Raw genomic sequence first — 17,590 nt, forward strand, 5'->3', positions numbered from 1 at the left:
CCAGAAACAAGTATACATGTGTTACTTTTTGAAAGTTTTGTCATGCCGACAGCAGGAGGCATCTCGCTCTGATAGTGTAAGGGAAGAAAAGATAACACTGAGTTTCGCAGAGGAGACACTGAGACACACTGAGAAAAAGTAACCTGACAAAAAACGCTCGAAATGAATAGAGGTATGTTACTTTTTGAGAGAATAATATGTCATCCCGAGTGTATGCGAGGGATCTCTTTCGGATAGACGGTATGACAAGCGTGTTTGCTGCTTTGTGACCTTAGTATGGAGTCTTTGAGCCATTTGAGTCGCCTACGCTCCTCGAAACAACGTTCGACGAACGAAGGTGAGTCAATGTTAATTGTTATTTTTTTCTATAGAAAACTCCGTGAAAAACTCTGTGAAACTCCGTGGTTAAAAAGAAAAAGTAACTCGATAAAAAACGGTCAAAATAAGTAGAGGAATGTTACTTTTTATATTTAATTCTCTGAAAAGCAGCTGTGTAATAAAAGAAAAAAGTAACACGGCGATAAACAGGAAGATTTTTAATATCTTCGTTTGATTAAATAAGATACGCATGAAAGAAATACTCGATATAAAAGATTTCAGGTTTAAAGATACTTCGTTTGCAAGTCTGATGAATAAACGGATTTATAATGTGTTGCTGATTGCAACTAAATATGATTCGTTTATGCTGGAGGACGATGGGCGCATCGACGAACAGATTTTCAATGAATATACGTCGCTCAACCTGCGCTATCCTCCTCGTTTTATGCAGGTTATATCGGAAGAAGAGGCGCTTGCCGAACTGGCGGCAAATCATTACGATTTGATTATCCAAATGCCGAATATGGATGATGCAGAGTTGTTTATTACCGCCAAACACCTGAAAGCATTATATCCCGATATACCTTACGTGGTGTTGACGTCCTTTTCGCGCGAAGTATCCAAGCGTCTGGAAACGGAAGATTTGTCGGCTATCGATTATGTTTTCAGTTGGTTAGGCGATTCCGAACTTTTGTTGGCTATCATTAAGCTGATAGAGGATGCGATGAATGCCGAGCAGGATACCGAAAGCGTTGGCGTACAGGTTATTTTGTTGGTAGAAGATTCGGTACGTTTTTATTCGACAGCGCTCCCGGTATTGTATAAAATTGTGATGGAAGAATCGCGCGAGTTCTCGAAAGAGGCCTTGAATGAGCATGAAAAAATGCTCCGTATGCGGGGACGCCCTAAGATTATGCTTGCCCGCAGTTACGAAGAAGCAGTAGAGATTTGTACCCGTTACGAAGATAACCTGTTGGGGGTGATAACCGATATGAGTTATATGCATGACGGCGTGAAAGATAGATTAGCCGGTTATGAGCTGGCAAAATGGTTGAAAACGAAAGACCGTTTCCTGCCTGTGGTAATTAACTCGTCGGAAACAGCCAATAAGAAATATGCTGACGATGTCGATTGTGTCTTTATAGATAAGAACTCGAAAACATACTCGCAAGACCTGAAAAAGGAGATTCGTAATAATTTTGGTTTCGGAGATTTTGTAATAATCAACCCTGAAACGAATGAACAGATATTCCGCATCCGAAACCTGAAAGATTTGCAGAAGCGGATATACGATATACCTATCGATTCGTTGGTGTATCACATGAAGCATCATCATTTTGCCCGGTTCTTCTATTCGCGCGCTATCTTTCCTATTGCCGCCTTGCTGAAGAAGATAGATATATCGGATTTTGAGGATTATGAAGATGCCCGCAAGGTTATTTACGATTCTATTATCAAGTACCGGCGGATAAAGAATACGGGCGTTGTAGCCATTTTCGACAAAGACCGATTCGATGCCTATTCCAATTTTGCCCGTATCGGCGAAGGCTCTATCGGAGGGAAGGGGCGAAGCATCGCTTTTATGGATAACTTGGTGAAGGAGCATGTCGAATTGGGACGTTTCGATGATGATTTACCTATCCGCATACCGCGTACAGTCGTTTTATGTACCGATATATTCGATGAGTTTATGGAGGCGAATGATTTGTACGAAATAGCCTTGTCGGAAAGGACGGATGATGAGATACTGCGCTACTTCCTGAAAGGGCGTTTGCCGGAAACATTGATTGAAGATTTGTTTGCTTTTATGGATTCGGTCAACGGTCCTATTGCCGTTCGTTCGTCAAGTTTATTGGAGGATTCACATTATCAGCCGTTTGCGGGTGTTTATTCCACTTATATGATTCCAAAGACGGATGACAGGTACGAATCGTTGCACATGCTGAGTAGCGCGATAAAGGCTGTATATGCCTCTGTTTTTTACCAAGATAGTAAAGTGTATATGGCTGCCACCCAGAATCTTATCGAGCAGGAGAAGATGGCAATTGTTTTGCAGGAAGTGGTTGGTACTACCTACGGCGACCGTTTCTACCCTACGCTTTCGGGAGTTGCGCGTTCGCTCAACTATTACCCTATCGGTCACGAGAAGCCCGAAGAAGGCATTGCGAGTATTGTGTTAGGATTTGGGAAATATATCGTCGACGGAGGCACCAGCCTTAGCTTCTCTCCCTATCATCCGGCAAGCATTATGCAGCTTAGTTCGGTCGAATACGCTTTGCGCGATACGCAGCGTCTCTTTTATGCACTCGATTTGACGAATAAGGCAGAACGTTTCTCAACGGATGATGCCTTTAATATGCTGAAACTGACGATTAAAGATGCCGATAAAGACGGTTCGTTGAAGCTGATAGCTTCGACTTACATCCCGGAAGATGATACGATATATGACGGTTATTATGAGAACGGACGTAAGGTTATTTCGTTTGCCAGCGTCTTGCAGCACGATTCTTTCCCTTTGGCTGAAATACTGAGAGAGGTTATGCGCATCGGGCAGGAAGAAATGGGACGGGCTGTTGAAATAGAATTTGCTGTAGATTTGAAAAGCCGTACAGAAGGTTATTTTTATCTGTTGCAAATAAGGGCTATTGTCCAGAACCGCGAGATAATGCACGAGGATCTCACCTCTGTGGATAAAGATAAGCTGATATTATCTACTAATACGGCTTTGGGGCATGGAGTGATGAATGATATATATGATATTGTATATGTTAAAACAGATAACTTCGATGCCATCAATAATATTAATATTGTTTCTGAAATAGACCAGCTTAACAGGCAGTTTCTGGACGCGGACAAGGGATATGTTTTAATTGGTCCGGGACGTTGGGGGAGCAGTGACCCGTATTTGGGAATACCGGTAAAATGGTCACAGATATCAAATGCGCGGTTGTTGGTGGAGATGACATTGGACGGTTATCGTATCGATCCGAGCCAAGGTACACATTTCTTCCAGAATCTCACATCTTTTGGTGTTGGTTATTTCTTTATCAACCAGCACGAAGAGGGTGGAGGATATATAGATAAGACCTATTTAGATAACCAGCCGGCTGTATACGAATCGGAGTATATACGCCATATCCGCTTTAAGAGCCCTGCCGTGACCAAGATAAATGGGAAAAATACGATTGGGATAACCTTGAAGCCAAAAGAAAATATCGATTAGTGCCGAAAGATAGTTAGCCTAATCTTTGCACTATCGGGAAAATATTATATCTTTGTCCTCGCAAAAGCAAAAATTGGTTCCTTGGCCGAGTGGCTAGGCGCCGGTCTGCAAAACCGTTTACGGCGGTTCGAATCCGCCAGGAACCTCTATTTGTAAAAGACAACTATCAATTCGATTGTTGTCTTTTTCTATTTTATTAAATACCAGTTAGTTATTTGAGAAATTCAAAAGGTCAAAAATTGGAAATTGTAGACCAAATGTAGACCACAGGGTATAAAATGACTCAAATGTAGACCAACATGGTACAAATTAATCTCTATTTACGACCTGGTAAATCAGACAAAGGATATGTCTGGGTTAAATTTTATGTGAACAGGCACATTAATAACTCTTCAAGCCCCTCTAACAGCCCTCTACATAAGGTATTTTTTTTATTTATGTTCGATAACATAAAAAGAATCATTGCAAATCCGCGGAATAAAGTTAAATTTGCTATATAAAAGTTAAAAAGCACCCGTAAATGGGCCCTGATAATCGATTCTTTTATCAATAGAAAAAATAAAGAGAATGAAAATACATCCCTCTTCAAAGCAGAGAGGTCGGTATAATAAAAAGAACCCATTGAGCTTTTATACTATGCTAACAAATAATACCATAATAATACCATTCAATTTATGAAGAAGCTACAATCATTTCTGCTGCTTATATCACTGCTGAGTTACAGTACATACAGCTTTAGTCAGTTAACCAAGGAACATAACACTATCCGTTGCGGCGATGTGCTTATCAAACAACAAGTCGAGTATATAGCCCCCGGTGACCCCGGCAAAAGCATCATCTGGAATTTCACCACACTTCAAAGCATTAACGATGAATATAAACTCACCTATAGCCCCGCCCCATTGCAAGGCGACAGCCTCTATATCATGGGCTACAACACCTTCGAAAAAGAAGATAATACCATCCTCCCATCCGATTTGATAGTAGGTACCGAACATAACACCATGTACTACTACCAAATAAAAGACAATACCCTCTTACTCCTAGGCCATGAAAACCCCGTAGTCAAACTCCAATACACCCCCGCCTATCCCCAGATAACCTATCCATTCAACTACGGTAATACCATCAGTGCCCCCTATACTACCCGCGGCTACTACTCCGGCACGGAACCCATCCATACCCAAGGCATCGTAACCATCACAGCAGATGCCTATGGCAAGATGATATTACCCGGTGGTGATACTATCAACCCCGTACTAAGAATCAAAACCATTCAAACCATACAAGACCTCTCAATCAACACAGTCAGCCAAGAACCCACGAGCGAAAAACACTTAGAAACCTATCGCTGGTACACCAAAGGCTATCGCTATCCTATCTTCGAAACCATCCGTAATATCGATACCAAGGATAACAGTATCCTTTTCGCTACCAGCTTCTACTATCCCCCTCAAGAACACCTGTATATAGATACCGACCCTGATAACCAACGTATCTTGGATGAAATGTGGGACATAAACAAGAAGAAAGAAGACAAATCAGAGGAGACGAAGAAAGAAAATATAACCAATCTGATAGCTAACTACAACTACTATCCTAACCCCATACAAGATAACTTAACTCTGAGTTACGAACTTAGCCAACAAGCAAAAGTTCAAATCACCCTCTACTCGATCGTCGATGGGACGATGTATTACAGGTCCAAACAACAAGTACAGGAAGCCGGTAGACATCAGACCAATATTGACTGCCACACTTTACCCAAAGGCGCTTATGTCCTGCAAATCATAACCGACAATCAAATCTCAGTCGCTCAGAATATTATTAAAAAGTAATTTTTAGAAACATATCATGAAAAGAAGTATTATTATATTATTGAAGATCTTTGTAGTTTTGACCCTTTTGGCTCAAAATGAAGATGTTGCTAGATCTCGAGATCCGGAAAACTATTTCAGATCACCAGAAGTGGCGGATATAATGCGTTTTGGAAATACTCCTGTTTCTCAGAATGCCGGACGTTTTAATCTATCAGTCCCCTTGGCGGAGATTAAGGATCAGGATTTCGAACTCCAAATATCAGTCAATTATAACTCATCTGGTTTTATGCCGATGAAAGCAGAAGGTTCTGTAGGCCTCAACTGGTCTCTGTCAGGGGCAGGCGTTATCAGTCGTGAAGTAAAAGGGATATCTGATGATGAAGAAATATACGACAATCAAGATGTTCGCGGGTTTATGTATTTTCTGAAAAATAAAGGAAAATATAACCAAACAGATATTATCACTAATCATACAAAATATATTCCTACTTCTTTTTTAGCACTACCCTATCCTATATTTACAGATAACACTCAATATCCTAACATTGATATTGAAGCAAATTCTGATATATACCACTTTAATTTTGGAAGGCATTCGGGAAAATTTATGATAAACTTTGATGGAAGCGTTAGCGTGTCCTCAGAATCAGGCGGCAAATATAAAATATTGTTAGACGAGTATACATATGCTCAATTTAACTCTAATTACTACTCTACTATTAAGATCATAACCGATGACGGCTATACGTATTCTTTCGGAGGATCGTATGATAATATGGAGTATAGCCTTTCATGGAGTCATCGCATGAATGGGTTGCTTCAGCACGACGGCTTTTTTGATCTTCTGGAGAACCATGAATTTAAACCTTCCATATCATCTTTTTATTTATATAAGATAGAAGCGCCAAATGGAAGAGTTCTGAATATCAAATATAAACCGCTGTCTACAGAATACCATGCTAAACATAATTGGCAGAGGTTACTCCCATCATCCGAGGCTACCCAATATAAAATGAATTATTTATCTTCTTTTTCGTGGGATGCCAGTTCCTCATTATCGGCGAGTGCAAATTATCCTAATTCTGTTTCGACTAATATCAATCACACCTTGACCAAGGTAGCATTAATAGATGTGATATTCACAGACAATCAACTCATTCGTTTTCATTATTCCCCGATAAACAGTCGTATTCCGGTAAGAGAAGAACATTTCTTTGAATTGGAAAAGCAAGCAGGAGCGAAATTAGATTCTGTCTCCACGTACTACACAGACAATGGAGCTCAGGTCGAAAAGATAAATACAGCTTCTCTTTCCTATCATAGCACAAATGAGCAATATAGCCGTTATTTTTTATCCGGTATCAAATTGTCTAAAACAGGAATTTATAACTTTTACTATAACTTAGGGACTTTGCCTTCTCCGTTAACTAAAAATATCGATTATTGGAATTATTGGAGAGGAACCCCTGTTGAGGAAGGAGATCTGATACCAAAAGCAAAAAGTATTAATGCCACCTCGATAGAGTATGAAACTAACCGAAGGGAGCCTACAGATAAAGATTTTGATCTGGCAATGCTTAGTCGTGTCGTTTATCCAACAGGAGGATGTTCTTATTTCAAATATGAACAACATACATATAATAAAATAATATCCCGAACCTCCGCATCATCTTACTATCCGGCATTATTATCTATAGGCAACCCCGAAAAAGCCGGAGGCGTCAGAATACAAAAAATAATTAATACTCCCAATGTTTACCTTAGCAACAACGGAGAAGTTGTCAGGTATATTTATAAGGACTCTTTCAAAGCAAAACAATCCAGTGGGATATTAAACTATAAACCCATTTATCACCAGAGAATCGATTATCTGGGAAGCGGTTATCTTGGGCAAGGTGGTTATTATAAAGTTGAAGCCCCTTTCTATTATACAACAAGCGCAGGCTTCAATCTTCGTGCTTACGAGAACGATCATGTAACGTATTCCTCTGTTATCGAAGCCCGTTATGATATAAAACATGATAATGATTCAATAACAAACCTGAGTATATCCCCGTTAGACCCTGTACGAATCCGACATATCAATGACATTATCATTGATGATATATACTCCCAGACATGGGATATTACTGGCAAAGGCTATAAAAACGGGGCAAAAGCAAATCTGTTTATAAGAGGACCTGTTACAAAAAAAATAGTTTTCGACAAAGAAGAACGTGAATCTTACGTTGAGACTCCTGCATCCTTGGGGCTTACTACAGGCCGGTATTCTATTTACGTTATGACCGATTCTATGGCTAGTATTGCCTTGGAGATTAGGTATGACAATACCGATCTGACTAAAATTCCACTAAAGGAATATACCATCTCAAAGTATACAGACCATAGCAATTGGCCAGATTTAAATCCTCTGTCGGTTTATGGAAAACTCCCGGATAACGCTAGCGATTATACAAAGAATTCGAAAATTGAATTCATCGATCGGTCGCGAATGAGAGGGCAGATTCTTTCCGAAAAGATGTATAATGCCAATCATCAGCTATTAAGACAAGCGGAGTATACCTATAATCTATCCGAAAATGAACAAAAGAGCTATACTTTCAATAAATTAATTGATTTAACAACAGTGATTTATAACGGAGGTGCTCCTGTTTACGGAAAAGCATATGGAGCATATTTTCAGATGAGACCAATTGAATTTAGCACCAGTCAAATGGCCGGGAGAAATACAAGGGAATTTGTATATGCTTCCGACAAAGATTCAATTCCTAAGGAAATAGTCGAAAACAATGAGTTGTACCATTATAATAAAGGATATTTAAAGAATAAATCATCAATCGGATCAGATCAAAAGAAAATGTATACAACCTATGTATATAGCTTTGAGAAGCAAGGAGCTCCGTACGAGCGGATGTCTTACTTGAATATTCTCTCTCCTATTGTCGAAACAGAGCAACTCAAAGGTAATACGATAATATCTGTAACAAGAAATAATTATTCTTTAGTAGAAAACACACAAAACCTTCCTAATAGATTACCTGTAATAACATCCGTAGAGACCGGAAAAAAACGAGAACACAGAGAGGTCAGAGTTGAATATCTTAAACATGATAAGTATGGTAACCCGATTCATCTCCGAAAAGATAATGCAACAAACATTGTATACTTATGGGGACACGAAGGACAATACCCTGTTGCCCAGATTGTAAGTGCAACATATGCAGACGTAGAAATTGCGTTAGGAGAAAAGCCCGAGAACATCTCTATGACAGGACATACCAAAATGGAAAAGATAAATAATCTAAGAGCAAAACTGCCTGATGCCCAAATCTCTACTTATATCTATAAACCATTCGTTGGCCTGATCTCAACAACAGATAGCAGTGGAATGACTATCTATTATAGCTATGATAATGCCGGACGTCTTACCGAAAGCTATCGGATAGAAAAAGGAAAAAAGGTAATAATGCAGAATCAGGAATATAAATATGTGCAAGAGTAAAAAAGAAAAATATATGAAACCAACAATCCAATATATACTGCTACTTATATTAGCATCAACTGGTAATATATATGCCATGGAGAACGCGGAGCCTGTACGTGAAGTAACCACGCAACTGCTCTATGAATTTTCGTTGAGCCAACCTTCTTCTGTAATTTTACACCATTGGGACTCCGAAGCAAGTGCTACTAAGATGACGCTGACAGACTCTGAGAAAAATATAATTGATATAAAATACGGATCATGGGATATAGCGAATAGTCCTAACATATATCAATCCTATATAAAAAAAATCTTACCTGCAGGAACATATACATTACGTTCTGAAAGTTTAGATGGAGGAAAGATCATGACATGCATAGAGAAGACCCCTTTTTCTATAACTGTAAAAAGCGATTATGCCGAAGGAATTCATGTACCTATCGAGGTAGGCAAGCATAGCTCCAACTTTTCCTTTATAGATGCCCGCAATACAGAAGAACATAATGGAAGTTTATCAGGATATAACTATGGGATACTTTTTTCTAGATCAAACGATGTTTATTACCATTTGACTTTGGAACAGCCAATGGATATAATAATAAACCATAGTCTATCCACTCTTAAATATGCTACGTTAATTCATCTTCTTACATATAAAGAAAGCTATGAAATGAGAGATGGAGAACCATATTATTATCCTATAACAACCCACGTTAAAACTGTAGGAGGCTATTGGGATTACGATAAACCTTATCGGCCGTCGTCAAAAGCAAATATGCAAATCCAAAGATTACCCGCAGGTGATTATCTGATATATGTAGAAGGCTCGGAATATACAACCAATTTAAAGACAACAACGACAAATGGAATAATTGTTACTTCAATTGAAGGTCGGGTTCCCGAAGGAGATGTCATAGACTTCCCTATAAACATTGGCGAATATGATTATGATTTCTCCTATAGCGATAAGAAAGACAGCTATTGGTATGCCGATAACCTGGATTCTTACCATATAGACAGAGGTGCTGATATTTTCTATCAATTCACAATAAACTCACCAATGAATGTCGAGATTTCGGCAAAAAGATCCCATGTTCCGACAAAAATATTTTTATATGAAGTTGGTGACAGGGCAGAGAAAAGCTGCATTGTCTGGGACGCCCCGTCTGTCGAAGGGCTGACTCTACCTGCAGGAACTTATATTGCCGTATCAAAAGCTATTATACCATCAGGGAGTATCGCTGAAGGAGATAATATTATAACAAATATTACTGGGAGTTTGTCTACAAATAATGGTAGTGGAACAGAAGAAGGAGGAAATATATCAATCCTGAAAAACATAATTCGCCAAATAACACCTTTAGTTGAAACATCCTCAATCTCCGAATTAAAAGCGGGTCAACAAATAAAAGTGACGCGTTATTTCGATGGATTAGGCCGTCTCGAACAAACCATACAACATGGTATTACCCCAACAAAAAAAGACTTAGTTACCTTGCAGGAATACGACCCTTTTGGGAGAGAATCAGTAGCTTGGCTTCCCTATGTAAAGGAAAGGAGTTCTTCCGATTATTTTATAAATCCCAAAAACATTAAGGAGAATATAATTACCCAATATGCAAATGATACTACCCCTTACAGCAACCCCGTCTACGAGAACTCTCCCCTGAACCGCGTGACCGAACAATATGGTCCCGGTCAACACTGGCATACCAATGGGAAATCTGTCAAAACCCACTACCTGACCAATAACACAACCCATCCCTGCCTCTATTTCGAAGCAGGAGCCAATGGCATAATCAAAAAAGGCAACTACCCGTCAGGCGAACTCTACGTAACCGAAATAAAAGACGAAGACGATAATACCAGCTATGAATTCAAAGACAAACTCGGACAGGTCATTCTGACGCGTCAACTAAATGGCAGCGAGAAATACGATACCTACTACGTTTACGACGAGTATGGTAATCTCAGATATGTATTGCCACCCTTAGCCGTAGACAAACTCACCAGCGACCTGAGCGATGACAACGAAATCATGCAACAATACGCCTACCTCTATAAATATGACCACCGCAACCGCTGCATCAAAAAACGCCTTCCCGGCTGCGACTGGATTTATATGGTTTACGACCAAGCCGACCAACTTATCTTCACCCAAGACGGTGAACAACGCAAGACCAACGAATGGACATTCAACAAGTATGATACCTTCGGAAGAATCGTGATGACAGGACTACTTGTGACAGCCAAAACACACGAAGCTCTGCGTGATATGACAGAAACAACCCTTGTCGTTGAAAAATACCAAGCAGACCATTGGTCCTATAGCTGGAACAGTCTTCCGGAGCTGATAACACCTAACACTTACAAACGAATTCTACAAGTCAATTATTACGACAATTATCAGTTCAGGGAGCGCCCCGAATATAAAGAAGACAAGTTTTCCTTTGCCAACAAAGGAGCCGAATATAACACCCGCTATGGAGATGATAATAGTACTTACCAGCACAAAGGTTTGTTGACAGGAACTGCTACTGGCTTACTCGATAATCGGAATAAGTTCACCTATAGCGTAATCTATTACGACAACAAAAAACGTCCGATACAAACACGTTCTACTAACCACATCGGCGGCATGGATTATACCTACACTGCCTACGACTTTGTAGGTAACCCGACGAAGATGTATACTGAACAGACAGCACACGGTATAACAACCAAAGAACAGTATACCTACAGATATGACCATGCCGGACGCTTGAAAGAAACCCGTCATCGGCTGAATGATAGTCGTATCATTATGGCGACTTTGAATGAGTATGACGAATTAGGCCGTCTCAAAACCACCCGTCGCAACACCTACGAAGAAATTACCAACCCCTAAAGTATAGATATTATGACAACAACTATATTTAAACAACTATTAATAAGTATTAGCCTCCTTACATTAGGGGTAACATATGGGCATGCACAAGAAATCAATCCCCAGCATAAAGCCCATATCAAAGAACGCTATGCTATAGAATATCCTCAACGTGATACCCTATCTCATATTCTTCCAGCAAAACAACGTGCTTCCCGGATATTTATTGGAGATGACGAACTCGCTCCCGTATATGGCTTCAATGGTGATTCCTTTGTCCTGTATGATATACAAGATCCGTGCGAAAGCCTCGAACATGGAGGCGAATGTACCTGTATGGAAAAATTTCCACAAAATAATTATGGGAATCCTATTGGCATACGTTTCAGGACAGTTGAGACAATGGATATAATGATAACGAATATACTTCCGCAAACAAGAATATACGGAAACGAAATAACCTTATATGGTCCTAATGGGGTGGTTTATCCCACTAAAGATTGCTTCTTTTATCACGACTATGATAAAATCGGAGCTATGTCAGAGGAATATAGGACATCATTTTATGGATTAAATAGCTTTTTTGCTGACGATTTGCCTCCGGGAGATTATTACGCTGTGATAACAGGCGTGAAAGTAACAAACGGCGGAACAGCATATGGACGCATTGAAACGTTAATAGTAGGCGCATCGAAAACTAAGATGGGATGGAAATCCTCGGAAATCTCTAACCTTATGGTTCCGACAAAACAAGGTTTCGATTTGGAGCACACTATACATGCCGGAAACTATGCTCAAGACTTTACTTATACGAATCAAGTAAATGACATGGAACAATATGTAGGTTTCCATCATGAAAACGAACCATTTTACTATTACGTATACCCCGAAGAAGATGATATATCGTGGATAGACAGATTCTTTGGATACATGAGAGAATATAAGCCCAACGAAGGGCGCAATGTCGTATATACATTCGACATCACACAATCCACTATGGATCTTGCCGTCACATCAGGCTCCTCCATATCCCTTCTCGACAGTAACAAAGAATCCCTTGCCACGGGAAACAGAAGCCTGAATAAAACAGTCGGGCCGGGCAGCTACTATCTTGTGACCTCGACCAACGACCTCACCGAACAAATTACCCTGAGAGGGACAGTATCTACCTCCACCAACCCCGGAGGCGGAACCAATCCCGGAGGCGGAACCAATCCCGGAGGCGGAGAAGGCGGCAGTACCGACCCCGGAGACGATGAGGAAAGACCCTACTTAGACGGGCTGAGGCCTGTAGGAGAAGAAATCGTCACCACCTACACCTACAACATACGCTCGTGGGTGACCGATATACAAGACAGCCACTTCGCCGAAACGCTGACCTATAGCTATAGTGGCAACATCAGTGCCATGGGGTGGACACAAGAAGGGAAAACACGCAGGTATAACTATACTTATGACAACCTTTCGCGCCTGCTGAAAGCTGACTATACAGGAGCAAACCAGAACGAGAAATACGGGACACAATACACCTACGACAAGATGGGTAATATGATGACCCTGCAACGCTATGGCAAGATAACGGCTAACAACTATAACATAGTTGATAACCTGACCATGAACTACAACGGTAACCAACTGATAAAAGTGACCGATACGGGAGCAAAGGTTACTTTGGGTGAATCAGAAGACTTCAAAGACTGGACAAACCAGACCATTGAATATACCTACAATAAAAATGGTGCGCTGACCAAAGATTTAAACAAAGGAATTGGCAAGATTGAATATAATTCCCTAAATTTACCGAAACTGATGGATATCAAAAGTCCTGTAGCCGAAGCAAGAAATGAATACCTCTACTCAGCTACAGGGACAAAATTACGGGTTACACAGCGGTATAACTCGAGCTTTAATACGGGACCAATCATGGGTTCAGATATTAATCTCTCCGCCTTGGATAAGAGCAAAACGACCGACTATGTAGGTAACAAAATCTATGAAGATGGCTCATTAAAGAAAATATTGGTAGACGGAGGTTACATCGAAGGCGGACTATATCATTTCTATGCCAAAGACCATTTAGGAAATAACAGAGCCGTGGCCACTTCAAACGGTACAGTAACCCAACAGAACCATTACTATCCATTTGGAGCAAGCTTTGCTGATGGGTTGAACAAAGACAAAGATGCCTACAAGTACAATGGCAAAGAACAAGACCGAATGCATGGCTTGGATTGGTACGATTATTCGGCAAGGCATATGTCTCCTGCTGTACCGAGGTTTATGACGGTGGACCCACATGCAGAAAATTATTTCTCTTGGTCGCCGTATGCGTATTGTATGAATAATCCTATGTTCTTTGTTGATCCAGACGGAAAAGATCCAATAGACATATTAGTTGGATTTATGCATGGCTTAATTGGCCATGATGCAGAAGATGTTGCTCAAAGCGAATATCTTTTGGACACAGGGCGATGGAAAGATCCAAACCATGAAAGGAAAAAAGGCAATGCTGACTATGAGAATGGCAGAAATTTTGGTGAATCAACAATGGAAGTCGCTGAATTTGTAGCACCTACTCCTGTGGGAAAAGTAAATAAAGGAGTAAAAATTGCTAAAAAAGCTCCAAAGGTAGCTAAAGTAGTACAAAAAGCCTTGCGTAAAACTGATGATGTAGCAAAGCGGGGTGTTAAAAAGGCAAAACCTACTAAAACAGAGCGAATGATCGAGAAGAAGGCTAAAAAGAAAAGTAAAAATAAATCTTCATCTTCATCTGAAGCTTCTGAGCAAAAAGTCAAAGGAGGACATAGGTCTAATCAATCTCCAAGTAAACGAAATCAACATGAGAAAGGAGATTCAAGAAGAGCTAAAGACCAAAAACGAGGAGAAAAAGGAGATTCAAGAAGACCTTATAAAAGATAAAATATGGAAAAGAAATATGTTATTAAGATTATTGTTCGAGATTGCTCGTATCCTGTATATGGAATTATTATTGAAGAAGGATCTGATTGGATTTTGCTAAAAAGTTTGAATGATTATTTTGTTGATGGTTTTGTTCTGATTAATAAAAAATATATAAAAAAAATAGAGCATACGGATGATGAGATTTTCATTGAAAAGGTTTTATCTGCAAATAATAAATTAAACTTTCAATTGAGAACAGATATACCTTTGAATACACAAGATCTATTCTCTTATATATTTATTAAGAATATAACTTTTCAGATTTCATTTAAGGACGATTCTTTTTCATATATTGGAAATATTAAATCTTATTTAGAGAAATCCTTTTATCTGAGAAGAATTAACTCCAGAGGTATATGGTTAGATGAAAATTTACGAATTCGAATTGATTTTATACGGAAAATCGAATTTGATACAGATTATATTAATTCTTTATTAGTTTATAATAAAACTTTTATTGAAAACTCAATAGAGGATAATATTCAGGACTAGATAATAACCAAAGAAAAATAATAATATAATTCCTTAAATTTACCGATGGCTATAGAGATAGCCAATCCTCATGCTAAGGGACGGATTAAGTATGTATATGCAGCCACGGGAGTAAAATAAGGACTATTCACGAAACCGACCCTGTGACCTATATGGCCCCTATGGCAGCAGTAACAACTTATGGTATCGGAACGACTACTACTAAGACCACCGACTATATTGGTAACAAGATCTATGAAGATGGCTCATTAAAGAAAATTCTCAAATAAAACAAGAAAAATCTTGCAGTCAACAAACCGAATTTACTTATCTTTGTAATAAGTAAAGAAATAAAAAGAGATTAATAACAAAATTATAAACTAAACAAAAAGTTGTACAATTGTTAGACTAAAACCGAGTAGAAAAGAAGTTAACTTTTTAATATCCAATCACTAACAAGAAGATAAACATAATCTGCCTGGGACTACAGATACAGCGAAAGCAAGAGTGACAAACGCACTCTACAAAGAGACAATAAAAGANGAGATGACTCTGGTCGAGATACTTGAGTACTACACACTTGCTTAAATCAACTATTTCTTTAACTAATATGAATTACAATAAAAAAGACAAGCTGGAGTCATCCGGCAGAGACAAAAGCCAGTCCTATAGCTCAGTTGGTTAGAGCGCTACACTGATAATGTAGAGGTCGGCAGTTCAAATCTGCCTGGGACTACAGATACAGCGAAAGCAAGAGTGACAAACGCACTCTACAAAGAGACAATAAAAGACAAACACTTATAGATCAGGAGATTTATAGGTGTTTTTTTTATGTCTTAACGAATCAGAAAAAGATAAGAATAAGACAATAAACCACCCAAAAAGGACACGTTCCGCCACCGCATCATGTGAAAAAACATGTGAATGAAAACACCCCCTTTTACTCACACGAAAAACGAGCAAAATACTGAAAACCAAACTGTCACAGTAGGGTGTCCCCTGTCGCTGACTGTCTACTGCATTATTTTGACCAAACCAATACTTTCGTAAAGAAAGTATAAAGCAAAAAATTACTAACTCAAAAAAATGCACTTATGAAACACAAAATGTCTCAAACCTTTTTCATCCGTAAAACCCGTCCCAATAAAGACGGCTCAATTACCATTATGGCACGCATCACCATCAACCACAAAACCCTCGACTTCACAACCGGTATAAACATCCATACCCCCGAACTATGGAATCCCACACTCAACCGAATGAATACCAAACGCACCCAAGCCATAGAAACCAATAACACCCTCGCCCTCATAGAAAAGAAACTCGAAGCAACCTATACCACCCTCTACCAAACCAACACACACATAACCGTAGAAATGGTACGCGATGCCTTTCACGGCAAAAACCAAGACCAATACACCCTTCTAACCCTCTTCGATAAACTCATAAAACAGAAAAAAGCCTTAGCCAAAACCATCATTACCCAAGACACCGTAGAAAAATACCAATGCACCAAGAAAAAAGTACAACACTACCTTCAAACCACCTATAAACAAAAAGACATCCATATCAAAGAAGTCAACTACGACTTTATCCATAACTATGAAATTTATCTGCTCTCAGACGGAGGCTGCGGACACAACACCATGGTGCGCCATATGCGTTACCTTAAACAAGTTATAACCGATGCCCTCAAATGCAATTACATCACCCGTGATCCCTTCTATAACATCACCCTCTCTTCCAAACGCACCAACCCCAAATACCTCACCGAAACCGAACTCGCCAAAATCCTCCACACCCCCTTTCAAAATAAAATCCTCGAACAAACCCGGGACATCTTTATCTTTTGCAGTCTCACAGGACTATCCTATATAGACGTAAAACACCTGACACCCCGACATATCATCACCGACCAGAACGGCAAAGAATACATTCTCAAAGACCGAAAGAAAACAGGCAACCAATCCTTTATACCCTTGCTCTCACAAGCAAAACAAATTATTGAGAAATATCTAAATACGAACTACTATCAAAATAATAACAATCAAGAGAATACTAACAACACTATCTTCCCAGTTGCACCCTGTCAATGCATGAACCGTTACCTCAAAGAAATAGCAGCCCTTTGCGGTATCGATAAGAACCTGACGAGCCATTGCGGACGCCATACCTGCGCTACCCTCATGCTGACCAAAGGAGTATCCATCGAAAGTGTATCTAAAATGCTAGGACATACCGATATCAAAACCACACAGATATACGCTAAAATCCTCAATGAAAAAGTACAGGCGGAGATAAGCGAAGTAGAATCTAAGCTTAATCTAACGCTAACTACTCCAAACCCTCAAAATCAAATACAGCCTCAGCTATCAAAGCAAATAAAGGGAATAGATTATAGATATTAAGTAGAAACCAATAAATTTATCTCTAATCTCGGAATCAAA

The 17,590-nt window shown here is 39.4% G+C and carries 7 protein-coding genes and 2 tRNA genes; all 9 read left to right on the plus strand.

The window, feature by feature from the left end; genetic code table 11:
* Positions 1–568: 568 nt before the first annotated feature.
* The 9 genes from D0T66_RS12200 to D0T66_RS12240 all read left to right on the plus strand — a co-directional run bounded on the left by D0T66_RS12200 (position 569) and on the right by D0T66_RS12240 (position 17,551).
* On the plus strand, positions 569–3,541 hold the full coding sequence (locus D0T66_RS12200; protein WP_163357578.1) for a PEP/pyruvate-binding domain-containing protein: 2,973 nt from the start codon (positions 569–571) through the stop codon (positions 3,539–3,541).
* 75 nt (positions 3,542–3,616) lie between these two features.
* A tRNA-Cys gene (locus D0T66_RS12205) sits at positions 3,617–3,687 on the plus strand.
* Positions 3,688–4,215: 528 nt separating this feature from the next.
* Positions 4,216–5,379: a T9SS type A sorting domain-containing protein gene (locus D0T66_RS12210; RefSeq protein WP_221412220.1), complete on the plus strand. Its 1,164-nt coding sequence runs from the start codon at positions 4,216–4,218 to the stop codon at positions 5,377–5,379.
* Between the two features lie 16 nt (positions 5,380–5,395).
* Positions 5,396–8,863, plus strand: a complete 3,468-nt coding sequence (locus D0T66_RS12215; RefSeq protein ID WP_163357579.1) for an RHS repeat protein — start codon at positions 5,396–5,398, stop codon at positions 8,861–8,863.
* 13 nt (positions 8,864–8,876) lie between these two features.
* Positions 8,877–11,732, plus strand: coding sequence for a DUF6443 domain-containing protein (locus tag D0T66_RS12220; RefSeq protein WP_163357580.1), 2,856 nt, complete (start codon positions 8,877–8,879; stop codon positions 11,730–11,732).
* Between the two features lie 12 nt (positions 11,733–11,744).
* A complete protein-coding gene (locus D0T66_RS12225; protein ID WP_163357581.1) occupies positions 11,745–14,630 on the plus strand; it encodes an RHS repeat domain-containing protein in 2,886 nt (961 codons plus the stop codon).
* Between the two features lie 3 nt (positions 14,631–14,633).
* On the plus strand, positions 14,634–15,164 hold the full coding sequence (locus tag D0T66_RS12230; RefSeq protein ID WP_163357582.1) for a hypothetical protein: 531 nt from the start codon (positions 14,634–14,636) through the stop codon (positions 15,162–15,164).
* A gap of 641 nt (positions 15,165–15,805) precedes the next feature.
* Positions 15,806–15,879 (plus strand) — tRNA-Ile (locus D0T66_RS12235).
* A gap of 358 nt (positions 15,880–16,237) precedes the next feature.
* Positions 16,238–17,551, plus strand: coding sequence for a site-specific integrase (locus D0T66_RS12240; protein ID WP_163357583.1), 1,314 nt, complete (start codon positions 16,238–16,240; stop codon positions 17,549–17,551).
* The last annotated feature ends 39 nt before the right edge of the window (positions 17,552–17,590 follow it).

The organism is Dysgonomonas sp. 25, assembly GCF_010501075.1.
Taxonomy (GTDB): Bacteria; Bacteroidota; Bacteroidia; order Bacteroidales; family Dysgonomonadaceae; genus Dysgonomonas.

Coding starts and splice junctions, on each gene's coding strand:
- D0T66_RS12200 (WP_163357578.1), top strand. CDS start 569: ATGAAAGAAATACTCGATATAAAAGATTTCAGGTTTAAAGATACTTCG.
- D0T66_RS12210 (WP_221412220.1), top strand. CDS start 4,216: ATGAAGAAGCTACAATCATTTCTGCTGCTTATATCACTGCTGAGTTAC.
- D0T66_RS12215 (WP_163357579.1), top strand. CDS start 5,396: ATGAAAAGAAGTATTATTATATTATTGAAGATCTTTGTAGTTTTGACC.
- D0T66_RS12220 (WP_163357580.1), top strand. CDS start 8,877: ATGAAACCAACAATCCAATATATACTGCTACTTATATTAGCATCAACT.
- D0T66_RS12225 (WP_163357581.1), top strand. CDS start 11,745: ATGACAACAACTATATTTAAACAACTATTAATAAGTATTAGCCTCCTT.
- D0T66_RS12230 (WP_163357582.1), top strand. CDS start 14,634: ATGGAAAAGAAATATGTTATTAAGATTATTGTTCGAGATTGCTCGTAT.
- D0T66_RS12240 (WP_163357583.1), top strand. CDS start 16,238: ATGAAACACAAAATGTCTCAAACCTTTTTCATCCGTAAAACCCGTCCC.